This is a genomic window from Bradyrhizobium sp. DOA1, from assembly GCF_001593325.1.
Lineage (GTDB): Bacteria > Pseudomonadota > Alphaproteobacteria > Rhizobiales > Xanthobacteraceae > Bradyrhizobium.
In genome coordinates, this window is sequence record NZ_JXJM01000001.1 from 7,221,483 (window position 1) to 7,243,424 (window position 21,942).

Sequence of the window (21,942 nt, forward strand, 5' to 3'; positions counted from 1 at the left end):
CTCCGGCGCGCGCCAGTTGCGGCGCGCTTTCGCAATGGAGACGAACATGTACGACCACATCGGACTTCGCGTTGCCGACCTCGACGCCGCGACGCGCTTCTACAGCGCCGTGCTGGCGCCGCTCGGTTACGCCCTTTGCTCCAGCGGCGACGGCTATGCCGGCTTCGGGCCGAAGGGCGAGCCGGCGCTGTGGCTGCACCTGAACAAGGGTCGCAAAGCCGACGGCGCCCACATCGCCTTCCGCGCCAAGGACCACGACGCAGTGAAGGCGTTTCACAGCGAAGGCCTGAAGAATGGCGGCCGCGACAATGGCGGCGCCGGGCCGCGCAAGGATTACAGCCCGACCTACTATGCGGCGTTCCTGATCGATCCCGACGGCAACAATGTCGAGGCGGTTTGTACGTGAGTTCTCCTCGTCATTGCGAGGGGCTCTTGCGACGAAGCAATCCAGACTGCCTTCGCAGAGATGTCTCTGGATTGCTTCGCTGCACTCGCAATGACGTGGCAACCACCCAACATCATCAAGGACACCTTCATGGCCTCCATCCACAACGACATCCCCCTCCTCGCCTCCGCGCACGACGTCTGGGACGCGGTACGGGATTTCGGCGCGCTGCATCATCGGCTTGTCCCGGGCTTCGTCACCGCCTGCACGCGCGATGGCGATGCGCGGATCGTCACCTTCGCCAACGGTTCGGTGGCGCGCGAGGTGCTGGTCGATTGCGACGATACGCAGCAGCGCCTCGTCTATGCCATCAACAATGAGCGGCTGAAGCACTACAGCGCTTCGGTGCAGGTGATTGCCGACGGCGAGACGCGGTGTCGCCTGCTCTGGACCATCGACATGCTGCCGAACGAGCTTGCGCCTTATGTTCAGGGACAGACGAAGGAGGCCGTGGCCGCGATGCACCGGGCGTTTCCGGTGCCGGCCATCCTCGCCACAAGCATCGCTAGTCCACCGTCGAAAGAGCAGGCCTGATCGCAGGTTTTGTCTGGCGCGGTCCCCAGCGCGTCAGCACCACGCTGGAGCACGACAGCAAGCCGAGCACGACCATCGAGCTTGCGGCGAGCCAGAAGAAGCTCTGCACGCTGGCGTGGTGGGTCGACAGCCACCAGCCGATCGCGGCGATGTAGATCAACCGCGCGGTCTGCGCCAGCACCGGCCCGATCACTTTGGCCGCGCCTTGCGAGGAGAAATACATCGTCGTGGCAAGGCCGAAGAAAGCGTAGAACGGTCCGACCGTCGAGAGATATTGATGGCTCGCCGCGCGCACGGCCTCGCTGTCGGTGAAGATGTTGACCCAGAGATCGGGGAAGATCGCAACGAGACAGGCCGGCGCGCCGACCGCCACGAAGGCGGCAGCACTGGCGATCCAGGCGATACGCCGGGCGCGCGCGATGCGGCCCGCGCCGATCGCCATCCCGACCATCGGCACACAGGCGATGCCGAACGAGAACGCGATCGAGGTCAGCAAAAATTCCAGCCGCGCGCCGATGCCGTAGCCGGCAAGGATCGCAGTTCCGAACTGCGCCAGCATGTGGGTGAAGATCGAGATCGTCAGCACCGATTGCAGCGGCGAGAAGCAGGCGATGGCGCCGACCTTGAGGATGTCGAAGAACATCGCCCATTGGATGCGCAAGCCGCGCAGCCTCAGCACGATCCCGGCGCGGCCGGAGAACAGGTACCAGCCCATGATGCCGATGTTCATGCAATAGGCGATCAACGCACCGGCGGCGACGCCGCGCATGCCGAACTGCGGCACCGGGCCAAGCCCGAGGCCCAAGGTGCCACCGAGCACGATCTGCCAGGCCGCGGAGTTGAGAATGAGGAACGACGGCAGCTTCATGTTGCCGGTGCCGCGCAGGACGCCCGCCATGGTGTTGAGCAGCCAGGGTAGCACCGCACCGCCGAAAAACACCTGAGTGTAGGCGACGGCGTGCGTCAGCACATCGCCACGGCCGCCGAGCAATTCGAGAAGGCGCGGCCCGAAGATCAGCATACTCAGCATGAAGACGAGACCGAAGCTGATGCCGATCATCAGCGCGTGCATCGCCAGCGTGCCGGCGCGTTCGCGGTTACCGGCGCCGAGCGCGCGGGCGATGGCGGAGGCCACCGCGCCGCCCATGGCACCGCCCGACATCGTCATGGTCAGGATCACGGTCGGAAACACCAGCGCCATCGCAGCCAGGGCCTCGACGCCGAGCCGGCCGACATAGGACGTCTCCGCGATCACCACACAGATGCCGGCTGAGAGCCCGATCACGTTCGGCCAAGCCAGCGAGAGCAGCGTGCGCAGGATCGGTCCATCCGTCAGCGCGCTCTTGATCGGCTGCGGAGGCGGCGGCAACGGACGCTCTTGTTCATCGACCGGGATTTCGGCGATGTCGGACATGTCCTCTCCCGGGCACGAGCGCCATTTTTGCGGCGCGGCAATGAACAGGTGTGCCAATCAATTTCTTCGCGCGCGAGGCGCGGCAGGGCTTGTTAGCACGGCGCGCGCCGATTCCTCCTGCGCAGGGTGCAGGCGTGCTCTGCGGCAGCGCATTCCAAGGGGTGAAACTACTGGAGTGTCCACACCAGCGGCGGGCGGCCGCCCTTGGCTGGACGCATGTGCACGCCAATGTGCCGCCCGCATCCCGCAGCCAGGCCTTCGAACAACCCCTCAAGCACCTTGGCGCAAGCGGGGTGATAGTCGGTGACGTCGTCCATCAGCTTCCAGCTCTGCTGACTGATTTCGAACGTACCTTCGGATTGCGCCATCTCGGCGGCGTCATCCTGCGCGGCGAACAACGCGTTCAAGAACGAGGCAAATTCGCGCGCACCACCGCGGCTCATCGACAGCGCGGCTGCGACCTCGTCGAAGTACTGCATCCCGATCAGCTTGCCGGTGAGGTGCAGCAGATAGCCGGCGTCCTCGGGGCCGAACAGCTGCACCATGACCGGCGCGGCGGTGCGGACATATTCCATCGCATAGTTGCGATAGGCTTTCTCGAGTCGTGGTTTCGGCCAGCTCGCAACCGGCAGCGCCGGCGCGGTGTTCGCGTCGAACAGCGGCGCCTCGAGGTGACGCGCAAACACCAGACGCTGGTCGAGCTCCAGCGAATGGTCGTATTGATGATAGTAGCCTTCGAGGCCGTCCTGGCCATCGACGCTCTGCTTGGTGCAAACGAAGCCCAGCCTGATATCGCCGAGCGCGACGCCGTTGTTGGCGTGCCAGCCGCGCAACATCGCGCGCGAGACCTCGCCGGGCACCCCGCAGATCGCGGTGCCCTTCCAGATCCAGCGTGGCGGCGGATAGCGGATCCAGGCCTTGATGTCGCTCTCATACATGTATTCGACATGCACGCCGCCGATCCAGTTGGAGAGATAGTGATATTGCGCAGCGGCGACCGCCGGCGGCAGATGGCTGAGTCCGAGCTTTTCGAGCCCGGGCAGGAAGCGCTCCTGCTGCTGGCGGCGGAACACGCGGAAGACGAATTCGGCGGCATTCGCATTCCCGCGGCGCGTGACAACGGTGAGAATGAGGCCGGTGAAGTAGGCGTGATAGAGATCAGCGATCGCCCGCCAGCGCTTCCATTGGGCTTCCTGCGCCGTGTCTGATGCAGCGGTCATGTTCGCTCCCGATCGTTGTTTTGATCGAGTGTGTCACTGCGTCAGTTTGCAGGCAACATGATGCGCGTGCAGGCCGCTCTGCGCAGCACGCCCGTCAATTCCGCATCACGAATTTTGTGCCGACCTGGCCGCCCGCTCGCGCTCGACGCGTTCGGTGACATCGCGCGCCATCGCCACAGATCCCTGCACGGCACCGCCTGCATCACGCACCAGCGCGAACGTCATCTCGATGTAGAGCTTGCGCCCGCTCTTGTGCAGCGCGCGGGTCAGCGTCGGCCTGCCCGCAAGCTTCATCGCGCCGCTCGCAAGCGCGGCCTCAAAACCTTTCCAATGCGCGGCGCGCAAATGCTCGGGAATGATCAGGTCGAGGTTCTGGCCGAGCGCTTCGTCCGCCGTGAAACCGAACAGCGCGGTCGACGCACGATTCCAGCGCATGATCGTGCCGGAGCGATCGGAATAGATCAGCGCGTCGGCGACGTCGTTGAGGATGTTTGCGTTGAGATCGGATAGATCGGTCATGTCGTCACCTCGCACACAGCCCGAGCCCGTTTCGCATCCTGCCACACATCAGTGTCATCGCCCGCGAAGGCGGGCGATCCAGTATTCGAGGCAGCAGTGACTGAATCGAGAGGCTGCGGCGCACTGGATGCCCGGTCAAGCCGGGGCATGACAGTAAAGTGTGGGGCTACACCCGAAAATGCTTCGATAGTTTGAGGCCCTGCGCCTGGTAGTTCGAGCCGATACGCTGGCCGTACATCGCATCGGGGCGGGCCAACATCTTCTCGTAGACGAGGCGGCCGACGATCTGGCCGTGCTCGAGGATGAACGGCACCTCGCGCGAGCGCACTTCGAGCACCGCCCGCGATCCTAGCCCGCCCGCGCCGGCATAGCCGAAGCCGGGATCGAAGAAGCCGGCATAGTGCACGCGGAATTCGCCGACCAGCGGATCGAACGGCACCATTTCGGCGGCGTAGTCGGGCGGAACCTGAACGGCTTCCTTGGAGGCGAGGATGTAGAACTCGCCGGGATCGAGGATCAGGCTACCGTCGGGACGGGCCGAGATCGGCTCCCAGAAATCCTCCACCGCATAGCCGGAGCGGCGATCGACGTCGACCACGCCGGTATGGCGCTTGGCGCGATAGCCGACGAAGCCGTTCGCTTTCTCGCCCGACAGATCCACCGACACAGCGACGCCGCCCGAGAGGTCGGCATCGTCGATGTCGACGAGGCGCTCAGTGGCATGCAAGCCATCGAGCTCGTCGGCGTTGAGGATGGCATCGCCGGTGCGAAAGCGTACCTGCGACAGGCGCGAGCCCTCGCGCACCAGTACCGGAAACGTCTTCGGGCTGATTTCGGCATAGAGCGGGCCGTGATAGCCGGCGCCGATCATGTCGAAGCGGCGGGTGCCGTCGGCGATCACACGCGTGAAGACGTCGAGCCGGCCGGTCGAGCTCTTGGGGTTCGCAGCCGCGACGATCTCCGGCGGCAGCGCGAGGCTCTCCAGCAGCGGCACGATGTAGACGCAGTTGGTCTCCAGCACCGCGCCGTCCGCGAGGCTGAACTCGTGCAGCTTCAACTCGTCAATGCGCTCGGCGACGGTGGCGCCGGGACCCGGCAGGAAGCTGGCGCGGACGCGATAGGCGATGTCGCCGAGGCGCAGATCGAGGCTCGCCGGCTGGATCTGGCTTTCGACGAAATCGTAGGCAGGCAGGATGAGCCCCGCCTCCGCCATCGCCGCGATCATGCGGTCGGGCAGGATACCATTGGCGTCGGCAGCGACCGTGAACGTCAACCGAGGGACCTCATCAGGGAGCAAACACATCCCGACATACGGGAAATATGAGCCTTTTACGGCTATCCGATGGACGCCTTGACGGAAAGGGCATTGCGGAATATGAGCATCACTTATCCCGTGGTGATTTGAGCCGGCCGGCTTGCAGCCACGTTAAATAAGTCGCTAAACAGGCCGGGGACCTCTGTGATCCCGGCCCGTGGAGATATCCAGGCCGGTTTTTTTGTGACCGGTTTCGACGAGACGGTCATATCGGAGGGTCCTATGTCGAAGTCACCTGCCACCTACCGCCCCGAAACCCGCCTGGTCCATTCCGGCACCCTGCGCTCGCAATATGGCGAGACGTCGGAGGCGCTGTTCCTGACGCAAGGCTATGTCTACAACAGCGCCGAGGAATGCGAGGCGCGGTTCAAGGGCGAGGATCCCGGCTTCATCTATTCCCGTTATTCGAATCCGACCATCGCGATGTTCGAGCGCCGCATCATCGAGCTCGAGGGCGCTGAGGCTGCACGTTCGGCGGCCACCGGCATGGCGGCGGTGACGACGGCGATCCTGGCGCCGCTTAAGGCCGGCGATCACGTCGTGGCTTCGCGTGCGCTGTTTGGCTCCTGCCTCTACGTCATCCAGGATCTGCTACCGCGCTACGGCATCGAGACCACGCTGGTCGACGGGCTCGATCTCGACCAATGGCAGCGGGCCGTGCGGCCGAACACCAAGACGTTCTTCCTGGAGAGCCCAACCAACCCGACGCTCGACGTGCTCGACATCCCGTCCATCGCCGAGATCGCACACAAGGGCGGTGCGCGGCTCGTCGTCGACAACGTGTTCGCAACCCCGATCTGGCAGAGCCCACTGGCGTTAGGGGCCGACGTCGTCGTCTATTCCGCGACCAAGCATATCGACGGCCAGGGCCGGTGCCTCGGCGGCATCATCCTGTCCTCGGAAGCCTTCATCGCCGAGCACATCCACAATTTCATGCGTCAGACCGGCCCGTCGATCTCGCCGTTCAATGCCTGGGTCCTGCTCAAGGGCCTGGAGACGCTGGGCGTGCGCGTGCGTGCGCAGACCGACACCGCAGCACGCATTGCCGAGGTACTGGCGAGCCATCCGAAGGTCTCGCGGCTGGTCTATCCCGGCCGCGCCGATCATCCGCAAGCAGCATTGGTGAAAAAGCAGATGCGCGGCGGCTCGACGCTGGTCGGCTTCGAGGTCAAGGGCGGCAAACAGGCGGCCTTCCGCGTGCTCAACGAATTGAAGCTGGCGAAGATCTCGAACAATCTCGGCGACGCCAAGAGTCTCGTCACCCATCCGGCCACGACGACGCATCAGCGCCTGAAGCCGGAGGACCGCGCCGCGCTCGGCATCAGCGAAGGCTTCATCCGCTTCTCTGCGGGGCTGGAGCATGCCGATGATCTGATCGAGGATCTGACCGCGGCGCTGGAGAAGGCGTGAGCGGCGAATAGTGAGTAGCGAATAGCGAGTGCAATCCCTATTCGCTACTCGCCATTCCCCATTCGCGTCTCGTCACATCGGCCGATACGCACGCACGTCCGCGGGAACGTTCACGCCCAGCCTGATCTGGCCGACCGAGCGGATGATGTCGTCGCCGAGCAGCTGGGCGAAGCAGGCGTAGCCCCAATCGTTCATGTGCAGACCGTCGGCGATGACGAAGCCCTCGACCGGGATCGACTGGTTCTCGTGCCAGTCGCGCATCACCTCGAAGCGCGGAAAGATGCCGACCTTGCGGAGCTCGGCAACCTTGCCAAGCAGCTTGATCATCTTGCCGGCGCTCTCGGCGCGCTGGTTGACGGCCGGCGAATATTGCGGATCGACCAGCACGATGTCGGCGCCGCCTGCGGCCTGGATTCGGGAGATGCCGTCCTCGACCAGCTTGGCGGTATCGCCGGGATCGAGGTTGCGCAGCACGGCGTTGGTGCCGACCTGCCAGATCACCATGTCCGGATGGACGTCGATCACCTGCGTCTGAAGGCGCTTCATCATCTCGGGCGCGTCCTCGCCGCCGACGCCGGCGTTGACGACGGTGATGTCGGCGGTCGGATAGTGCCGGCGCAGCTGCGCCGCGAGACGGTTCGGATAGTTGAATTCCGGCGAGCTCGCGCCGAATCCAGCGGTCGAGGACGAGCCGAACGCAACGATGACGACGGGCTGGCCGGCGACGAGCTTGCTTGCGACATGCGGCAGCGAGCCCATCGCCTTCGAGCCGCCCTTCGGCGGCAGGCAGGGCACGCGGCTGAAAATGTCGCCGGCGGATTTTGCGACCTCCTTCACCTTGTCGATGGCGCGGGCCGTGATGCCGCGCTGCTCGGGAGATGTCGCAGCGACGGTGGTTTGTGCGTGCGAGGCGGAGGCGGGATCAGCCGGCTGCGCGGGCGTCGTCTGTGCAGCGTGCGTCTGCGCGCGAGACGGCGACGCGGGCGTCAGCAACAGCAGCAGCGCCGCTGCGATCGCAGCCAGCGCTGGCGTCAGGCAAAAAGGGCGGAGAAAACTCATTAACGCTAGACCTCAATTTTGCTGCTGGGCCGGCTCCAGACGGGCTGCGTCGATCACGAACTGTGCCAACGCCCGGCCAAGGCAATCATGGACCTGTTTCGCCAGCTCAGGGCCGCGGGACGGGTTGAACAGGTCGAACTGGCCCTGCTCATTCCACTGCCGCATGATCGCGAAGCGATCGAACAGCGGGATGTCGTGCTCCTGCGCAACCACGCGCATATTATCGAGAAAAGGCTGCGCCGAGATCATGGTGTCGGTACGCGGGCTGTACTGCAAATTCATCAAGACGACGTCCGCCCCTGCCTTTTGCAACGCAGTAACCCCTTCGGTCACCGCGCCGCGAAAATCGTCGGGATCGATGGCTCGGATAGCGTCCACGGTCCCGGTCTGCCAGATGACCAAAGTAGGCGTTTTTGCTTCCATCAGCTTAACGAAGGTGCCGGCGGTTTCCTCGGCCGTCTTCTTGCTCTGTATATCTACGGAAACGTGCACCACTTCCGACGGCGGCAGCTTGTCCTTGAGGATTGCTTCCATCCGCGCCGGATAGGAGCTGCTCTCCGAGGATGGAATCGTGGTCGAGCGGCTGCCGATGACCAGAATCTCGAGCGGCTTGCCGGCCTTGACGGCATCGGCAACCCTGGGAAGCTGGCTTTCACTGGTCAGCAGATAGGACGGCAGTTCGCACGCGGGGGGCACCGCGGGGGCAGCAGGCACAGCATCGCCCGCGCGCGCCAGGGGCGCGGCGAGGCCACCGCATAGCAGGACCAGGCTCAGGAGAACCTTCGCCTTCATCAGCCCCCTCCCGCCAGATCGGCGTTCTTGGCTTTTGCACCGCTCTTGTCAGCCACGCGCTTGTACCACGAAATGAGCCAGGCTACCCCCCACATGATCAGGATTCCGGAGAGACTAATCAAGGCATGCATGCCCGCGCCACCTGAGACTTCCGCCAGGATGAAATGGCCGGCGAACGCCAGGAAGACGCCGAGACAGAAGATCTCCAGGGAATGCTGGCCGCACAGGATCAGCGGCCGCAGCCAGGGCGATTTCAGTCCCGGCCAGGTCCGGGGCAGGAAGCGCACCGTGAGCGCTGCCAGTGCCAGGAAATGCGCGAAGCGCAGCACATCGAGGTCGGTCTTGTTGATCGGATACATCCATTGCTCGATCCGCTTCGGCATGAATTGGGAGAGCTGCGGCACGTACCAGGTCAACGTCACGTAGAACGCCGCCACGAGATAGGCGATCGAGATCCACATCGTCACCGGCGAGGCCAGGATACGCGACATGCGCCGCGCACCTCCGAGCGCGCACCATGCGCCGAACACGAACAGCAACTGCCAGGCGAAGGGATTGAACGCCCAGAAGCCGTTCGGATAGGCCGACAAATAGAGATCGTACTCCCAGGTGACCGCGTAGAGCAGCACCGAAAGCCCGAGCGTGACGTCGGGCCGCCATTTCATCGACCACAGGATCAGCGGCAGCGCCAACATCAGGACGATATATAGCGGCAGCACGTCCATGTTGACGGGACGGAAACGCAGCAACAACGCCTGCACGATCATGACGTCGGGCTGCTTGAGGAACTCCATGATCCCCATCTCTTCGGTATAGAGCGGGTTCTCGAACCTGGTCGCCACATAGGAGATTTCGGCAAGGAAGATCGTGAACAGGAAGACGTGGGCGACATAGATCTGCCAGACCCGGCGCAGGATGCGCGCGGTGGCGATGAGGACGCCGCTCTCCAGCATCGCCCGACCGTAGACGAAGGCGGCGGTGTAGCCGGAGATGAAGATGAAGATCTCGGTGGCGTCGCTGAGGCCGTAATTGCGGATGGTGAACCAGGTCAGCAAACTGGGCGGCAGGTGATCGATGAAGATCAGCCACAGCGCCAGCCCGCGAAACAGATCGAGCCGCAGCTCGCGCTCGCCGATGGCCGGCAGCGTGATAGCCGAGGAGACCACGCGCGGCTTCGCCCCCGCGGGTTTGGCGGTTCCCGCGATCGTCGATCCCGTCACTTGGTCGGCAATGGTCATCGGGGGCCAAAAACCCTTCCGCAAATCGCGACGTGTCAAGCAGTGTACCGATCCGGCCGATCTCTCGCAAAGCGGCCGGATCACATCGCGGTGTCCTTCCCCGCGAATTCTGGCGGGACGATGTCGCCAAGGCCGTCTCGCGGCGTTTGGTTCCCGGCCGGGGAATCGGTATGATGGCCGCATGTACCGCGCCGTGACCCGCCAGATCGAAGTGACCGTCGAGCCGAACTTTGTTCCGGAGCAGTCGTCGCCTGACCGCTCGCGCTATTTCTGGTCCTACACCATCGTCATCACCAATTCCGGCGAGGAGACCGTGCAGCTGAAGACGCGGCACTGGATCATCACCGATGCCTCCGGCCGCCAGCAGGAGGTCAAGGGCGAGGGCGTGGTCGGCGAGCAGCCGATTTTGGCTCCCGGCGAGCGCTTCGAATACACCTCCGGCGTACCGCTGACGACCGCCTCCGGCTTCATGACCGGCCGCTACCAGATGGTTAGCGAAAGCGGCGAGCGCTTCGAGATCGACGTGCCGACGTTCTCGCTCGACAGCCCCGACAACAAGCGGGTGTTGAACTAGGGGGCAGAGCGACGCTACGCGTCCTCCACGCCCGCCTCATCCGGCGTGAACTGGTACACCGACGAGCAGAACTCGCAGGTCACGACGACCTTGTCGTCCTTCACCATCGCGGCGCGATCGTCAGCCGAAAAGCTCTTCAGCATGGAGGCGACCGCATCGCGCGAGCAGGAGCATTGCGCTTTCAGCGACAGCGGGTTGAACACACGCACACCACGCTCGTGAAACAACCGAAACAGCAGCCGCTCGCCGGAGAGCTCGGGATCGATCAGCTCGACGTCCTCGACGGTCTCGATCAGCGAGCGCGCCTCGACCCAGGCGTCGTCTTCCGTGACGCTGTGCACCTCGGTGCCTTCGGGCGCATCGCCGGGATGCAGGTCCGCCTGCCGTGCGCGCTCCGGCGCCTTCGGCAGGAACTGCATCAGCATGCCGCCGGCGCGCCAGCGATGCTTGCCGCCGTCGCTCGAGCGCCATTCCTCGCCGACCGCAAGGCGCACGCGCGTCGGGATCTGCTCGGAGCGCAGGAAATATTCGTGGGCGGCCTCTTCCAGGCCGCCGCCGTCGAGCGCGACCAGGCCTTGATAGCGGCTCATGTCGGGGCCCTGATCGATGGTCATGGCGAGATGGCCGCGGCCGAGCAGCGCGCCGGAGTTCAAGCCAGAATCCTTGGCCTCGCCGAGACGCGCGGCATCGTAGCGCGCGTAAGCGCGCAGGCGATCCGGGGCCATGTAATCGACGACCAGGAACGACACCGGACCGTCGGTCTGGGCCTGGAGGATGAAGCGCCCCTCGAATTTCAGCGCCGAGCCGAGCAGCGTCGTCAGCACGATGGCCTCGCCGAGCAGCTTGCCGACGGGCGCGGGATAATCGTGCTTGGTCAGGATGTCGTCGAGCGCCGGGCCAAGCCGCACCAGGCGGCCGCGCACGTCGAGCGCATCGACCTCGTAAGGCAGCACGGCGTCATCGATCGGAACCGCTGATGGTGCGCGAACCGGGCCTTCGGGCCCGGCTTTCATGTCAGGAGATTGGGAAACCATGGCGCTCTATCTGGGGTCTGAGATGGGGATTGGAAGGGGGTGCGATCCGGATGCAGAATGGATCACACGAAAGCACGACAAGATCAGTGTCGTCCCGGGACTCGCAAGGCGCGAGCCCGGGACCCATAGCCACATGATTACATCACAACGCGAGATGACAACCCCGAGTCCTCGCCAAACAACTTCCTGTGGCTATGGATCCCGGATCGGCGCGCCGCTGTGCGGCGCTTGTCCGGGACGACAGTGTGTGCAAGGCGGTCGCCGGGCTTCCACCGGTGCTACTTCACCGCGTCGAAGCACCAGGCCAGGATGCCCTTTTGCGCGTGCAGGCGGTTTTCGGCCTCGTCGAACACGACCGATTGCGGGCCGTCGATCACCTCGTCGGTGACCTCCTCGCCGCGATGGGCCGGCAGGCAGTGCATGAACAGCGCGTCGGGCTTGGCCAGCGACATCAGCTTGCCGTTGACCTGGTAGGGCTTCAGCACGTTGTGACGATGCTCGCCCTCCTTGTCGCCCATCGACACCCAGGTGTCGGTGACGACGCAGTCGGCGCCCTTCACCGCGGCTTCCGGATCGGTGCCGAGCACGATGGGCGCGTTGGTCGCCTTGATCCAGTCGCGCATCACCTTCTTGGGTGCGAGCTCCGGAGGCGTCGCAACATTGAGCTGGAATTTGAAGCGCTCGGCGGCGTGCGCCCAGGACGCCAGCACGTTGTTGTCGTCGCCGGTCCAGGCCACCGTCTTGCCCTCGATCGGGCCGCGATGCTCCTCGTAGGTCATGAGGTCGGCCATCACCTGGCAGGGATGCGAACGGCGCGTCAGGCCGTTGATGACGGGCACGGTCGCATAGGCGGCAAGCTCCAGCAGCGCCTCGTGATTGAGGATGCGGATCATGATGGCGTCGACATAGCGCGACAGCACGCGCGCGGTGTCGGCGATGGTCTCGCCGCGGCCGAGCTGCATCTCGGCGCCGGTGAGCATGATGGGCTCACCGCCGAGCTGGCGCATGGCCACGTCGAACGACACCCGCGTCCGCGTCGAAGGACGCTCGAAGATCATCGCCAGCGTCTTGCCTTCGAGCGGCCTGACCGGCTGATGCGCCTTCTGCTTCGCCTTCATGGCGGAGGATGCGGCGAGCATGCGCTTGAGCTCCGACAACGGGAGCTCGTTGATGTCGAGGAAGTGTCTCGGCGACTTGCTCATCAGCTTGCCGCCCGCTTGGTCTGACTGGACGAGATCGCAGCGCAAGCACGCTCGAGCCGCCCGACGCTGTCCTCGATCTCGGCTTCGGTGACGATCAGAGGCGGCAGGAAGCGCACGACATTGTCGCCGGCACCGACCGTGAGCAGCTTTTCGTTGCGCAAGGCGGCAACGAGATCAGCCGAAGGCACCACCGCCTTGATGCCGATCAGCAGACCTTCGCCACGGACTTCGCTGACGATATCGGGGTGGCGGTCGATCACGGAGGCGAGCTTCTGCTTGAGCAGCAGCGACATCTTCTGCACGTGATCGAAGAAGCCGGGCTTGAGCATGACGTCGAGCACGGCGTTCGCAGCGGAGATCGCGAGCGGATTGCCGCCGAACGTCGAGCCGTGTGAGCCGGGCCCCATTCCGGCAGCCGCCTCCGCCGTGGCGAGCACCGCGCCGATCGGGAAGCCGCCACCGAGCGCCTTGGCGAGCGACATCACGTCGGGCGTGACGCCGGTGCGCCGGTGCGCGAAGAGATCGCCGGTACGCCCCATGCCGGTCTGCACCTCGTCGAAAGCGAGCAGAAGACCCTTCTCGTCGCAGAGCTGGCGCAGCGCCTTGAGGAAGGCGGGCGTCGACGAACGCACGCCGCCCTCGCCCTGGATCGGCTCAATCAGGATGCCAGCGGTCTGCGGGCCGATCGCCTTCTTCACGGCCTCGATGTCGCCATGCGGGACCTGGTCGAAACCGTCCATCGGCGGACCAAAACCTTCGAGGTATTTTGCAGATCCGGTCGCGGCCAGCGTCGCCAGCGTGCGGCCATGGAAGGCGCCTTCGAAGGTGATGATGCGATAGCGTTCCGGATGGCCCTTGGAGAAGTGATGGTGGCGGACCAGCTTGATCACACCCTCCAGCGCCTCGGCGCCGGAATTGCAGAAGAACACGAAGTCCGCAAAGCTCTCGTTGCACAGGCGCACGGCGAGCTTCTCGCCATCCGGGCTCTGGAACAGGTTCGACATGTGCCAGAGCTTCGTCGACTGCTCCTGCAAGGCCTTGACCAGCGCCGGATGGCAATGGCCGAGCGCGTTCACCGCAACACCCGAGGTGAAATCGAGATAGCGATCGCCATTGGTCGCGATCAGCCAGCAGCCTTCGCCGCGCTCGAAACCAAGGTCGGCCCTGGCGAAAACGGGAAGCAGATGCGGCGCGGCGCTGTTGGTCATGACCATCACTTGGATGTTGCATTTGAATGTTGAGACCTGCCTGGCATGCCTTGCGCAGCGCACCATTGACCGGTCCGGAAAACGAAACGTGCCGCCTTTTAAGGGCGGCACGCGGCACTATCTTATGCCTGGCAAGACGGGTGTCAATGCCGCCCGGAAAGCCTCGCGAAACGCTGATTCCGTAGTCTTGCGGTGCCGATTTTGCGGGGTTTTCACCACGGAACATGTGGAAGCGAGTCGGCGGACTCTTGCGCGGGAGTCACGCCATATTGTAGCGTTTGGACTGTCAGATACGACATCTCGTGCAGCGGTTCTGATCCCAAGAGTCCTCATGTACCGGCGTAAACGTTCGGGCGCTCGTTGCGCGCCCGGCGAGCCTTAAGGGATTCTGGCGGCACGGGTTTTTTCAAGGCTTAGGCATTCGCTGCGAGGCCCCAGGATGGCGGCGCGCAGCGAGGGAAAGGGTGCAATGACGGTTTTGACCTGGTCCGATGATCGCGTCGAGCAGCTGAAAAAGCTCTGGGAGGCCGGACTTTCGGCCAGCCAGATCGCGGCTGAGCTCGGCAATGTGACCCGCAATGCCGTGATCGGCAAAGTGCACAGGCTCGGCCTGTCCGGCCGCGCCAAGAGTCCGTCTTCGGCCGCTCCGCGGCCGCGCAAGGCACGCCCGGCGCAGCACATGATGCGGGTGACCCGTCCGATCTCGCGCGGCAACACCGCGCTGGCGCAGGCCTTCGAGGTCGAGGTCGAGGCAGAGCCCGTCACCTACGACAACGTGGTGCCGATGAGCCAGCGGCTGTCGCTGCTGGAATTGAACGAGGCGACCTGCCACTGGCCGGTCGGCGATCCCTCGAGCCCGGATTTCTTCTTCTGCGGCGGCAAGGCGCTCTCCGGCCTGCCCTACTGCGCCCAGCACTCGCGCGTCGCCTATCAGCCCGCAGCGGATCGCCGGCGCGCGCCGGCCAAGCCGAGCACGCGGTGAGCGGGGTTTAACTGACTGCAAGGACAGCAGCCGTCGCGCGATGACGGCTCCAATTGCTCGGTGTCACCCCCGCGAACGCGGGGATCCATAACCCAAGGGCGCAATTGTTGCGCGAGATGGTCACACCGAGTCGTCGTCAAACCACGTCTTGTGGTTATGGGTCCCGGGTTCGCGCTGCGCGCGCCCCGGGACGACAGCTGAGATTGTAGCCACAGCTGCCAGCGAACAAACTCAAAAACCTTACGTCTGCTCCGCCTTCGCAAACCGATCGTCGAGCGCATAGCCGGCACCGCGGACCGTGCGGATCGGGTCCTGCTCGCGGCCGAGATTGAGCAGCTTGCGCAGGCGGCCGATATGGACGTCGACGGTGCGTTCGTCGATGTAGATGTCGCGGCCCCAGACGCTGTCGAGCAGTTGCTCGCGCGAGAACACGCGGCCCGGATGCTCCAGGAAGAACTCCAGAAGGCGATACTCGGTCGGGCCGAGATCGATCGGCCGGCCCGAGCGCGCGACGCGGCGCTTGTCGCGGTCGAGCTCGATGTCGCCATAGGCCAGCACAGTGGCGAGCCGCTCCGGGCTTGCCCGCCGCAGAAGGCCCTTCACCCGCGCCAGCAGCTCCGGCACCGAGAACGGCTTGACGATGTAGTCGTCGGCGCCGGTCGCAAGACCCCGCACCCGCTCGCTCTCCTCGCCGCGCGCGGTGAGCATGATGATCGGCAGCTGCTTGGTCTCGGGACGGGTGCGCAGACGCCGGCACAGCTCGATGCCTGACAGCCCCGGCAGCATCCAGTCGAGCACGATCAGATCGGGGATGTGTTCCTTGAGGCGGGTGTCGGCGTCGTCGCCGCGCATCACCGTCTCCACGTCATAGCCGTCGCCTTCGAGGTTGTAGCGCAGAAGCTCGGTGAGAGCTTCTTCGTCTTCAACCACCATAATGCGTGCGCCCATGTGGTCGTCGCTCCTTAAGTCGTCAGGTATTCGGGACCGTCGTGGCGAAGGTCGTCATGTCGCCCTTCGGCCGCTTGTCGGTCATCGCCTGACCCTCGATCATGTAGAACACGGTCTCGGCGATGTTGGTGGCGTGGTCGCCGATCCGCTCGATGTTCTTGGCGCAGAACATCAGGTGGATGCAGAACGAGATGTTGCGCGGATCCTCCATCATATAAGTGAGGAGCTCGCGGAACAGCGAGGTGCAGATGGCGTCGACCTCCTCGTCGCCCTTCCACACCGCCATCGCCGCCGGCAGATCATGCGCGGCATAAGCGTCCAGCACCGACTTGACCTGCTGCTGCACGAGGTCGGTCATGTGCTCGAGGCCGCGAAACAGCTTCAGCGGATGGAAGTCCGCATCCAGCGCGGCGACGCGTTTGCCCATGTTCTTGGCGAGGTCGCCGATGCGCTCCAGATCGGTCGCGACGCGCATGGCGCCGACGATCTCGCGCAGGTCGACCGCCATCGGCTGGCGGCGGGCGATGGTGAGCACGGCGCGCTCCTCGATGCGCTTCTGCAGCGCGTCGAGCTCGGCGTCGATGGTGACGACGCGCTGGCCGAGTGCGACGTCGCGGCGGATCAGCGCGTCGACGGAGTCGACGATCATGCGCTCGGCGATGCCCCCCATCTCGGCGACCAGGCGGGTGAGCTCCTGGAGGTCGGTGTCGAAGGCCTTTGCGGTATGTTCAGAACCCATGTCCCGTCTCCTCAGCCGAACCGGCCGGTGATGTAATCCTGCGTGCGCCGGTCGCTCGGCGACGTGAAGATCTTGCTGGTGTCGTCGAACTCGATCAGCTCGCCGAGATACATGAAGGCGGTCTTGTCGGAGACACGGGCCGCCTGCTGCATGTTATGGGTGACGATCGCGATCGTGTAATTTTCGGACAGTTCCTGGATCAGCTCCTCGACCTTGGCGGTCGAGATCGGATCGAGCGCCGAGCAGGGCTCGTCGAACAGGATCACCTCGGGCCGCACCGCGACGGTGCGCGCGATGCAGAGACGCTGCTGCTGGCCGCCGGAGAGCGACAGGCCGGAGGCGTTGAGCTTGTCCTTGACCTCGTTCCACAACGCGCCGCCGCGCAGCGCCTTCTCGACCCGATCATCCATCTCGGATTTCGAGATCTTCTCGTAGAGGCGGATGCCGAAGGCGATGTTCTCGTAGATCGTCATCGGGAACGGCGTCGGCTTCTGGAACACCATGCCGACGCGGGCGCGCAGCAGGTTGAGGTCGAGCTTGGGATCGAGGATGTTGGTCTGATCCAGCAACAGCTGGCCGGTGGCACGCTGGCCCGGATAGAGATCGTACATCCGGTTGAAGATGCGCAGCAGGGTCGACTTGCCGCAGCCCGACGGGCCGATGAACGCCGTGACGCGGTTGGTGCCGAGCGCCAGATTGATGTTCTTCAGCGCGTGGTGCTCACCGTAATAGAAGTTCAGGTTGCGCGCGGTGACCTTGGCGGGCGCCTCGGGCAACGGCTGCGAGCCGGGGTGAACGGTCGGCGCACTGACGGAAACAGACATTTCGCTCATTTTGCAGTCCTCTCGGCGCCAAGGATGCGCGCGCCAATGTTCAGGGCAAGCACAGTCAGAGTGATGAGCAGCGCGCCGCTCCAGGCGAGTTGCTTCCAATATTCGTAGGGGCTCTGCACGAAGTTGTTGATGGTCACCGGCAGGTTGGCCATCGTCTTGTTCAGGCCGAGGCTGAAGAACTGGTTCGACAGCGCCGTGAACAGCAGCGGCGCGGTCTCGCCCGCGACGCGGGCAGTCGCCAGCAGCACGCCGGTGATGAGGCCGGAGCGCGCGGCCCGATAGGCGATGCGCTTGATCACCAGCGACCGCGGCAGACCGAGCGCGGAGGCCGCCTCGCGCAGCGGGTTCGGCACCAGCAGCAGCATGTCTTCGGTGGTGCGCACCACGACCGGGATCACGATGACGGCGAGCGCCAGCGCGCCGGCGATGGCCGAGAAGCCCCGCATCGGCACCACCACCGCGCCGTAGATGAACAGGCCGATGATGATCGAGGGCGCCGACAGGAGAATGTCGTTGATGAAGCGGATCACCGAGGTCAGCTTGTCGTTGCGGCCGTACTCGGCGAGATAGGTGCCGGCGAACAGGCCGAGCGGCGCGCCGATGCCGACGCCGATCACGGTCATGATGAGCGAGCCGACGATGGCGTTGAGCAGACCGCCCTCGTTCGATCCGGGCGGCGGCGTGTTCTCGGTGAAGACCTGGAGGTTGAGCCCGGCAAGGCCGTTGTAAAGCAGTGTTGCCAAGATCAGCGCGAGCCAGGTGACGCCGAACGCTGCGGCTGCGATGCAGAGGCCGCGAATGACGATGTCCCAGCGGCGGCGGCGTAAATAGATCGGGTTCATGGCTTCACTTCCCCGCCTTGGTTTCCAGGCGCAGCAGCATCAACCGGGCGGCCGCGAGCACGAAGAACGTCAGCACGAACAGCAAGAGGCCGAGCAGGATCAGGCCGGACTGGTGCAGGCCGTCGCTTTCGGCGAACTCGGAAGCAATCGCCGCCGAGATCGTGGTGCCCGGCGCGAAGATCGAGGAGGAGATGCGGAACGAATTGCCGATGATGAAGGTCACCGCCATGGTCTCGCCCAGCGCGCGGCCGAGCGCCAGCATGACGCCGCCGATGATGCCGACGCGGGTGTAGGGGATCACCACGCTGCGGACGACTTCCCAAGTGGTGCAGCCGACGCCGTAGGCGGCTTCCTTGAGCACCGGCGGCACCGTCTTGAACACGTCGACCGAGATCGACGTGATGAAGGGCAGCACCATGATGGCGAGGATCAGCGCCGCGTTGAACAGGCTGAGGTAGGACGGAGGCCCTGCGAAGATAGCGCCCAGCACGGGGACGCCGTCGAAGACCCTGATCATGAAGGGCTGGAACGTGTTGGCCAGGAACGGGCCGAGCACGAAGAAGCCCCACATGCCGTAGATGATCGAGGGAATGCCGGCGAGCAGCTCGACCGCCATGCCGATCGGGCGGCGCAGCCATTGCGGGCAGAGCTCGGTGAGGAAGATCGCAATGCCGAGACCGACCGGAATGGCGATCAGCATCGCGATGAAGGAGGTGACGAGCGTGCCGTAGATCGGCCCGAGCGCGCCGAGCACGGGCGGATCGGCCGACGGCGCCCAGCGCTGCGTCCACAGGAACGGCAGGCCGTATTCCTTGATCGCGGGGAAGGCTCCGACAATTAAGGACATGATGATGCCGCCGAGGATAAGCAGCACCGAGATCGCGGAAAGCCGCGTGATCCAGTAGAAGGTGACGTCGCCGAGCTTGAACGCGCTCAAAGCCTTGGCGCGATCATACGGTCCGGCGTCGTCGATTACATCGCTCTGAACGGCCATCTCTGCCACGCCGATCCCCTGTACCCGTTTATGTATACGCTTGTTTTTGGTCCGGTGCCCCGGATGCGGCGCTAGCCCATCCGGGGCTTGGTTCTTGCGGATCAGCGGCCCAGCAGTTCAGGCTCCGCCGCCTCCGGACGCGAGAGGAGAGCCTCAGCTCTTGATTTCGGCAGCCCAGGTCTTCTCGACCTGCTGGACGACGCTGTCCGGCATCGGGATGTAGTCGAGGTCCTCGGCCATCTTGCCGCCGTTCTTGAAGGCCCAGCGGAAGAACTTGATGGCCTCCTGCGAGGCAGCCTTGTCGGTGGCGGACTTGTGCATGAGGATGAAGGTCGCCGCCGTGATCGGCCAGGACTTGTCGCCGGGCTGGTCGGTCAGGATGACGTAGTAGCCGGGGGCCTTGGACCAGTCGGCGTTGGAGGCGGCCGCCTGGAAGGCTTCGACGGTCGGCTGCACCGGCTTGCCGGCCTTGTTGACGAGACCGGCGTAGGTCAGCTTGTTCTGCTTGGCATAGGCGTACTCGACATAGCCGATCGAGTTCTTGGTCTGGCTGATGTTACCCGACACGCCTTCGTTGCCCTTGGCGCCGACGCCGACCGGCCACTCGACCGCGGTGCCCTCACCGACCTTGCTCTTCCAGTCCGCGCTGGCCTTGGACAGGTAGTTGGTGAAGTTGAAGGTGGTGCCCGAACCGTCCGAACGGCGGACCACGGTGATGGCGTCCGACGGCAGCTTCACGTTCGGATTGAGCTTCTTGATCGCGGCGTCGTCCCACTTGGTGATCTTGCCGAGATAGATGCTGGCCAGCGTCTCGCCGTCGAACACCAGCTCGCCCGGCTTCACGCCCTCGAGATTGACGACGGGAACAATGGCGCCCATCACCATCGGCCACTGCACGAGACCGTCCTTCTCGAGCTGCTCGGCCTTGAGCGGCGCGTCGCTGGCGCCGAAGGTCACGGTCTTGGCCTGGATCTGCTTGATGCCGCCACCCGAGCCGATGGACTGGTAGTTCAGACCATTGCCGGTCTCTTTCTTGTAGGCGTCAGCCCACTTCGAATAGATCGGGAACGGGAACGTCGCGCCGGCACCGGTGATGTCGGCAGCAAAGGCTGCCGTCGCCGATGCGGCGACCAAGCCAGCAGCGACGATAGTTTTGAGGAAATTCATGCTGGTCTCCATACAGGGGAGCGAAGCGCCATCCGCGCCCGATCGCGCTCCCCACGCCCGCCCCTTTAGGAGCGGTCGGCTGTGCTTTTACGAAGGTTTCGTGACAGCTGGATGACACCCTCAAGCAACTGGAATCGCTTGATTTTCAGGTCACGGCCTGCGACTTGGCCTGGGGAAAACAGGCGGTGAAAGTGGCACCCTGGCGGGGCACGCTTTCGATCAGGAGGCGGCCGCGATGACGGTTAAGAATATGTTTCACCAGCGATAATCCGAGGCCGGTTCCACCTTGCGAGCGGCTGTCGCCGACATCGACCCGATAGAAGCGCTCGGTCAGCCGCGGCAGATGCTCGGGCGCGATGCCGGGGCCGAAATCGCGGACCATGACCCGGATTTCCTGAGTTCCATCAGTGGCCGATGTCGAGGTCAGCGACACGATGACGCGTCCGCCCGAGGCGCCGTATTTGAGCGCGTTCTCGATCAGGTTCTCGAACAGGCGGAGCAATTCCTCACGGTCGCCTGCGATCATCACCGGGGCGTCCGGCAGATGGGTCTCGACCTCGACCTGGCGTTCCCGCGCCAGCGGCTCGAGCCCGTCGGCGACCTGGCGGATGATCGGCAGCAGGTCGACCAGGGTGTCGGGGCGGACATGGGCCGAGAGCTCGACACGCGACAGCGAGAGCAGGTCGTCGATCAGGCGAGCCATGCGGGTGGCCTGGTTGTGCATGATGCCCAGGAAGCGCTCGCGCGCCTTCGGATCGTCCTTGGCCTGGCCCTGGAGGGTGTCGATGAAACCGGACAAGGCAGCGAGCGGAGTGCGCAGCTCGTGGCTGGCATTGGCGACGAAATCGGCCCGCATCTCTTCGACGCGCCGCAGCGGCGTCTGGTCGTGGAAGGTCATCAGCATGCATTTGTCGGCGCCGCCGAAGCTGGTCGGCACCGGCACCGGCGTGATCATGAGCTCCAGCCAGCGATCGACCGGGACATGGTCGAGATAGGTCGCGCGCCGCGGCTCGGTGGTCGCGATCGCCTCGCGCAAGGCCGTGATGATCTCCGGCGAGCGCAGCGCAAATTGGGCGAGCTCGTTCCTGCGCAGCGCCGGCGCGAGCTGGGCGGCGGCGGCATTGAGATGGATGACGCGGCCGGCGCGGTCAAGCAGCACTGCGGGATCCGGCATGCCGGCGACGACGGCAGCCACCGCCGCACTCTCGACCGGGTTGATGCGCCTGACGTCGTCGCGCGATGCGGCGGGATCGTGCAGACGCCAGGGGATCAGCGCCGCCGCGGCGATGCAGAGGAACACGAGGGCGGCGTGCAGCGCCGACAACTCGCCCAGCGAGACCACCACCGACAGCGCCAGCGCCGCGGCGATCAGGATGATGGTGGAGTGCCGCAACCGATCGGACCAGGGCTGGGCGTTGGGAGAAGATGGGGCGTCGATCGCCATCGGGGAGGGCTTCTCCTTCAGGGCTTGCG

Annotated in this window: 22 protein-coding genes and 1 riboswitch; of the genes, 5 read left to right on the forward strand and 17 right to left on the reverse strand. The window is 64.7% G+C overall.

What is annotated here, in order from left to right:
• Window positions 1-46 precede the first annotated feature (46 nt).
• Entirely contained in the window at window positions 47-406 is a 360-nt protein-coding gene (locus tag SE91_RS33440) for a VOC family protein (protein ID WP_060738009.1), read from the forward strand.
• Window positions 407-535: 129 nt separating this feature from the next.
• On the forward strand, window positions 536-979 hold the full coding sequence (locus tag SE91_RS33445; protein WP_061851449.1) for an SRPBCC family protein: 444 nt from the start codon (window positions 536-538) through the stop codon (window positions 977-979).
• Here SE91_RS33445 and SE91_RS33450 read toward each other — a convergent pair.
• The 4 genes from SE91_RS33450 to SE91_RS33465 all read right to left on the reverse strand — a co-directional run bounded on the left by SE91_RS33450 (window position 951) and on the right by SE91_RS33465 (window position 5,435).
• On the reverse strand, window positions 951-2,393 hold the full coding sequence (locus tag SE91_RS33450) for an MATE family efflux transporter (protein ID WP_061850672.1): 1,443 nt from the start codon (window positions 2,391-2,393) through the stop codon (window positions 951-953). The genes SE91_RS33445 and SE91_RS33450 overlap by 29 nt on opposite strands.
• Window positions 2,394-2,560: 167 nt before the next feature.
• Entirely contained in the window at window positions 2,561-3,613 is a 1,053-nt protein-coding gene (locus tag SE91_RS33455; protein ID WP_061850673.1) for a hypothetical protein, read from the reverse strand.
• A 105-nt stretch (window positions 3,614-3,718) separates the two neighbouring features.
• Window positions 3,719-4,132 (reverse strand): PAS domain S-box protein, encoded by a 414-nt coding sequence (locus tag SE91_RS33460; protein WP_008541048.1) that lies wholly within the window; start codon window positions 4,130-4,132, stop codon window positions 3,719-3,721.
• A gap of 166 nt (window positions 4,133-4,298) precedes the next feature.
• Window positions 4,299-5,435, reverse strand: a complete 1,137-nt coding sequence (locus tag SE91_RS33465) for a 2'-deoxycytidine 5'-triphosphate deaminase (RefSeq protein ID WP_156489900.1) — start codon at window positions 5,433-5,435, stop codon at window positions 4,299-4,301.
• Window positions 5,436-5,515: 80 nt separating this feature from the next.
• Window positions 5,516-5,595, forward strand: a riboswitch (SAM riboswitch).
• 74 nt (window positions 5,596-5,669) lie between these two features.
• On the opposite strand from SE91_RS33465, the gene SE91_RS33470 reads away from it, so the two are divergent.
• Window positions 5,670-6,857 carry an O-succinylhomoserine sulfhydrylase gene (locus tag SE91_RS33470; RefSeq protein ID WP_061850674.1) on the forward strand — a complete coding sequence of 396 codons (1,188 nt, stop codon included), beginning with the start codon at window positions 5,670-5,672 and terminating at the stop codon, window positions 6,855-6,857.
• 72 nt (window positions 6,858-6,929) lie between these two features.
• Here the strand turns inward: SE91_RS33470 and SE91_RS33475 are convergent, their stop codons facing one another.
• Genes SE91_RS33475 through SE91_RS33485 form a run of 3 tightly spaced genes read right to left on the reverse strand, consistent with a single transcriptional unit; the run spans window position 6,930 to window position 9,946 of the window.
• Entirely contained in the window at window positions 6,930-7,916 is a 987-nt protein-coding gene (locus SE91_RS33475) for an SGNH/GDSL hydrolase family protein (RefSeq protein ID WP_060737308.1), read from the reverse strand.
• Window positions 7,917-7,928: 12 nt separating this feature from the next.
• On the reverse strand, window positions 7,929-8,708 hold the full coding sequence (locus SE91_RS33480; protein ID WP_061850675.1) for an SGNH/GDSL hydrolase family protein: 780 nt from the start codon (window positions 8,706-8,708) through the stop codon (window positions 7,929-7,931).
• Window positions 8,708-9,946, reverse strand: coding sequence for an OpgC domain-containing protein (locus SE91_RS33485; protein ID WP_061850676.1), 1,239 nt, complete (start codon window positions 9,944-9,946; stop codon window positions 8,708-8,710). The genes SE91_RS33480 and SE91_RS33485 overlap by 1 nt, the downstream gene beginning before the upstream one ends.
• Window positions 9,947-10,127: 181 nt before the next feature.
• Between SE91_RS33485 and apaG the strand changes: the two genes are divergently transcribed.
• Complete coding sequence (apaG, locus tag SE91_RS33490) at window positions 10,128-10,520, forward strand: Co2+/Mg2+ efflux facilitator ApaG/CorD (RefSeq protein WP_061850677.1); 393 nt, start codon at window positions 10,128-10,130, stop codon at window positions 10,518-10,520.
• 14 nt (window positions 10,521-10,534) lie between these two features.
• Here the strand turns inward: apaG and SE91_RS33495 are convergent, their stop codons facing one another.
• The 3 genes from SE91_RS33495 to SE91_RS33505 form a co-directional block, all read right to left on the reverse strand.
• A complete protein-coding gene (locus tag SE91_RS33495) occupies window positions 10,535-11,554 on the reverse strand; it encodes an Hsp33 family molecular chaperone (RefSeq protein ID WP_060737310.1) in 1,020 nt (339 codons plus the stop codon).
• Between the two features lie 278 nt (window positions 11,555-11,832).
• Window positions 11,833-12,756 (reverse strand): ornithine carbamoyltransferase, encoded by a 924-nt coding sequence (gene argF, locus SE91_RS33500; protein WP_061850678.1) that lies wholly within the window; start codon window positions 12,754-12,756, stop codon window positions 11,833-11,835.
• Window positions 12,756-13,964: an aspartate aminotransferase family protein gene (locus SE91_RS33505; protein WP_061851450.1), complete on the reverse strand. Its 1,209-nt coding sequence runs from the start codon at window positions 13,962-13,964 to the stop codon at window positions 12,756-12,758. The genes argF and SE91_RS33505 overlap by 1 nt, the downstream gene beginning before the upstream one ends.
• Window positions 13,965-14,433: 469 nt before the next feature.
• On the opposite strand from SE91_RS33505, the gene SE91_RS33510 reads away from it, so the two are divergent.
• A complete protein-coding gene (locus SE91_RS33510) occupies window positions 14,434-14,946 on the forward strand; it encodes a GcrA family cell cycle regulator (RefSeq protein ID WP_008541008.1) in 513 nt (170 codons plus the stop codon).
• A gap of 240 nt (window positions 14,947-15,186) precedes the next feature.
• Here SE91_RS33510 and phoB read toward each other — a convergent pair whose 3' ends face one another.
• The 7 genes from phoB to SE91_RS33545 form a co-directional block, all read right to left on the reverse strand.
• Window positions 15,187-15,894, reverse strand: a complete 708-nt coding sequence (gene phoB / locus SE91_RS33515) for a phosphate regulon transcriptional regulator PhoB (RefSeq protein WP_008143479.1) — start codon at window positions 15,892-15,894, stop codon at window positions 15,187-15,189.
• 22 nt (window positions 15,895-15,916) lie between these two features.
• Complete coding sequence (gene phoU / locus SE91_RS33520; protein WP_008541005.1) at window positions 15,917-16,633, reverse strand: phosphate signaling complex protein PhoU; 717 nt, start codon at window positions 16,631-16,633, stop codon at window positions 15,917-15,919.
• Window positions 16,634-16,644: 11 nt separating this feature from the next.
• Entirely contained in the window at window positions 16,645-17,466 is an 822-nt protein-coding gene (pstB, locus tag SE91_RS33525) for a phosphate ABC transporter ATP-binding protein PstB (RefSeq protein ID WP_008541003.1), read from the reverse strand.
• Entirely contained in the window at window positions 17,463-18,308 is an 846-nt protein-coding gene (gene pstA, locus SE91_RS33530; protein WP_008541001.1) for a phosphate ABC transporter permease PstA, read from the reverse strand. Before pstA ends, pstB begins: the two co-directional genes overlap by 4 nt.
• 4 nt (window positions 18,309-18,312) lie before the next feature.
• Window positions 18,313-19,302, reverse strand: a complete 990-nt coding sequence (gene pstC / locus SE91_RS33535) for a phosphate ABC transporter permease subunit PstC (protein ID WP_060737311.1) — start codon at window positions 19,300-19,302, stop codon at window positions 18,313-18,315.
• Window positions 19,303-19,455: 153 nt separating this feature from the next.
• Complete coding sequence (gene pstS, locus SE91_RS33540; RefSeq protein ID WP_008540997.1) at window positions 19,456-20,469, reverse strand: phosphate ABC transporter substrate-binding protein PstS; 1,014 nt, start codon at window positions 20,467-20,469, stop codon at window positions 19,456-19,458.
• 145 nt (window positions 20,470-20,614) lie between these two features.
• Complete coding sequence (locus tag SE91_RS33545) at window positions 20,615-21,913, reverse strand: ATP-binding protein (protein WP_060737312.1); 1,299 nt, start codon at window positions 21,911-21,913, stop codon at window positions 20,615-20,617.
• Window positions 21,914-21,942 lie beyond the last annotated feature (29 nt).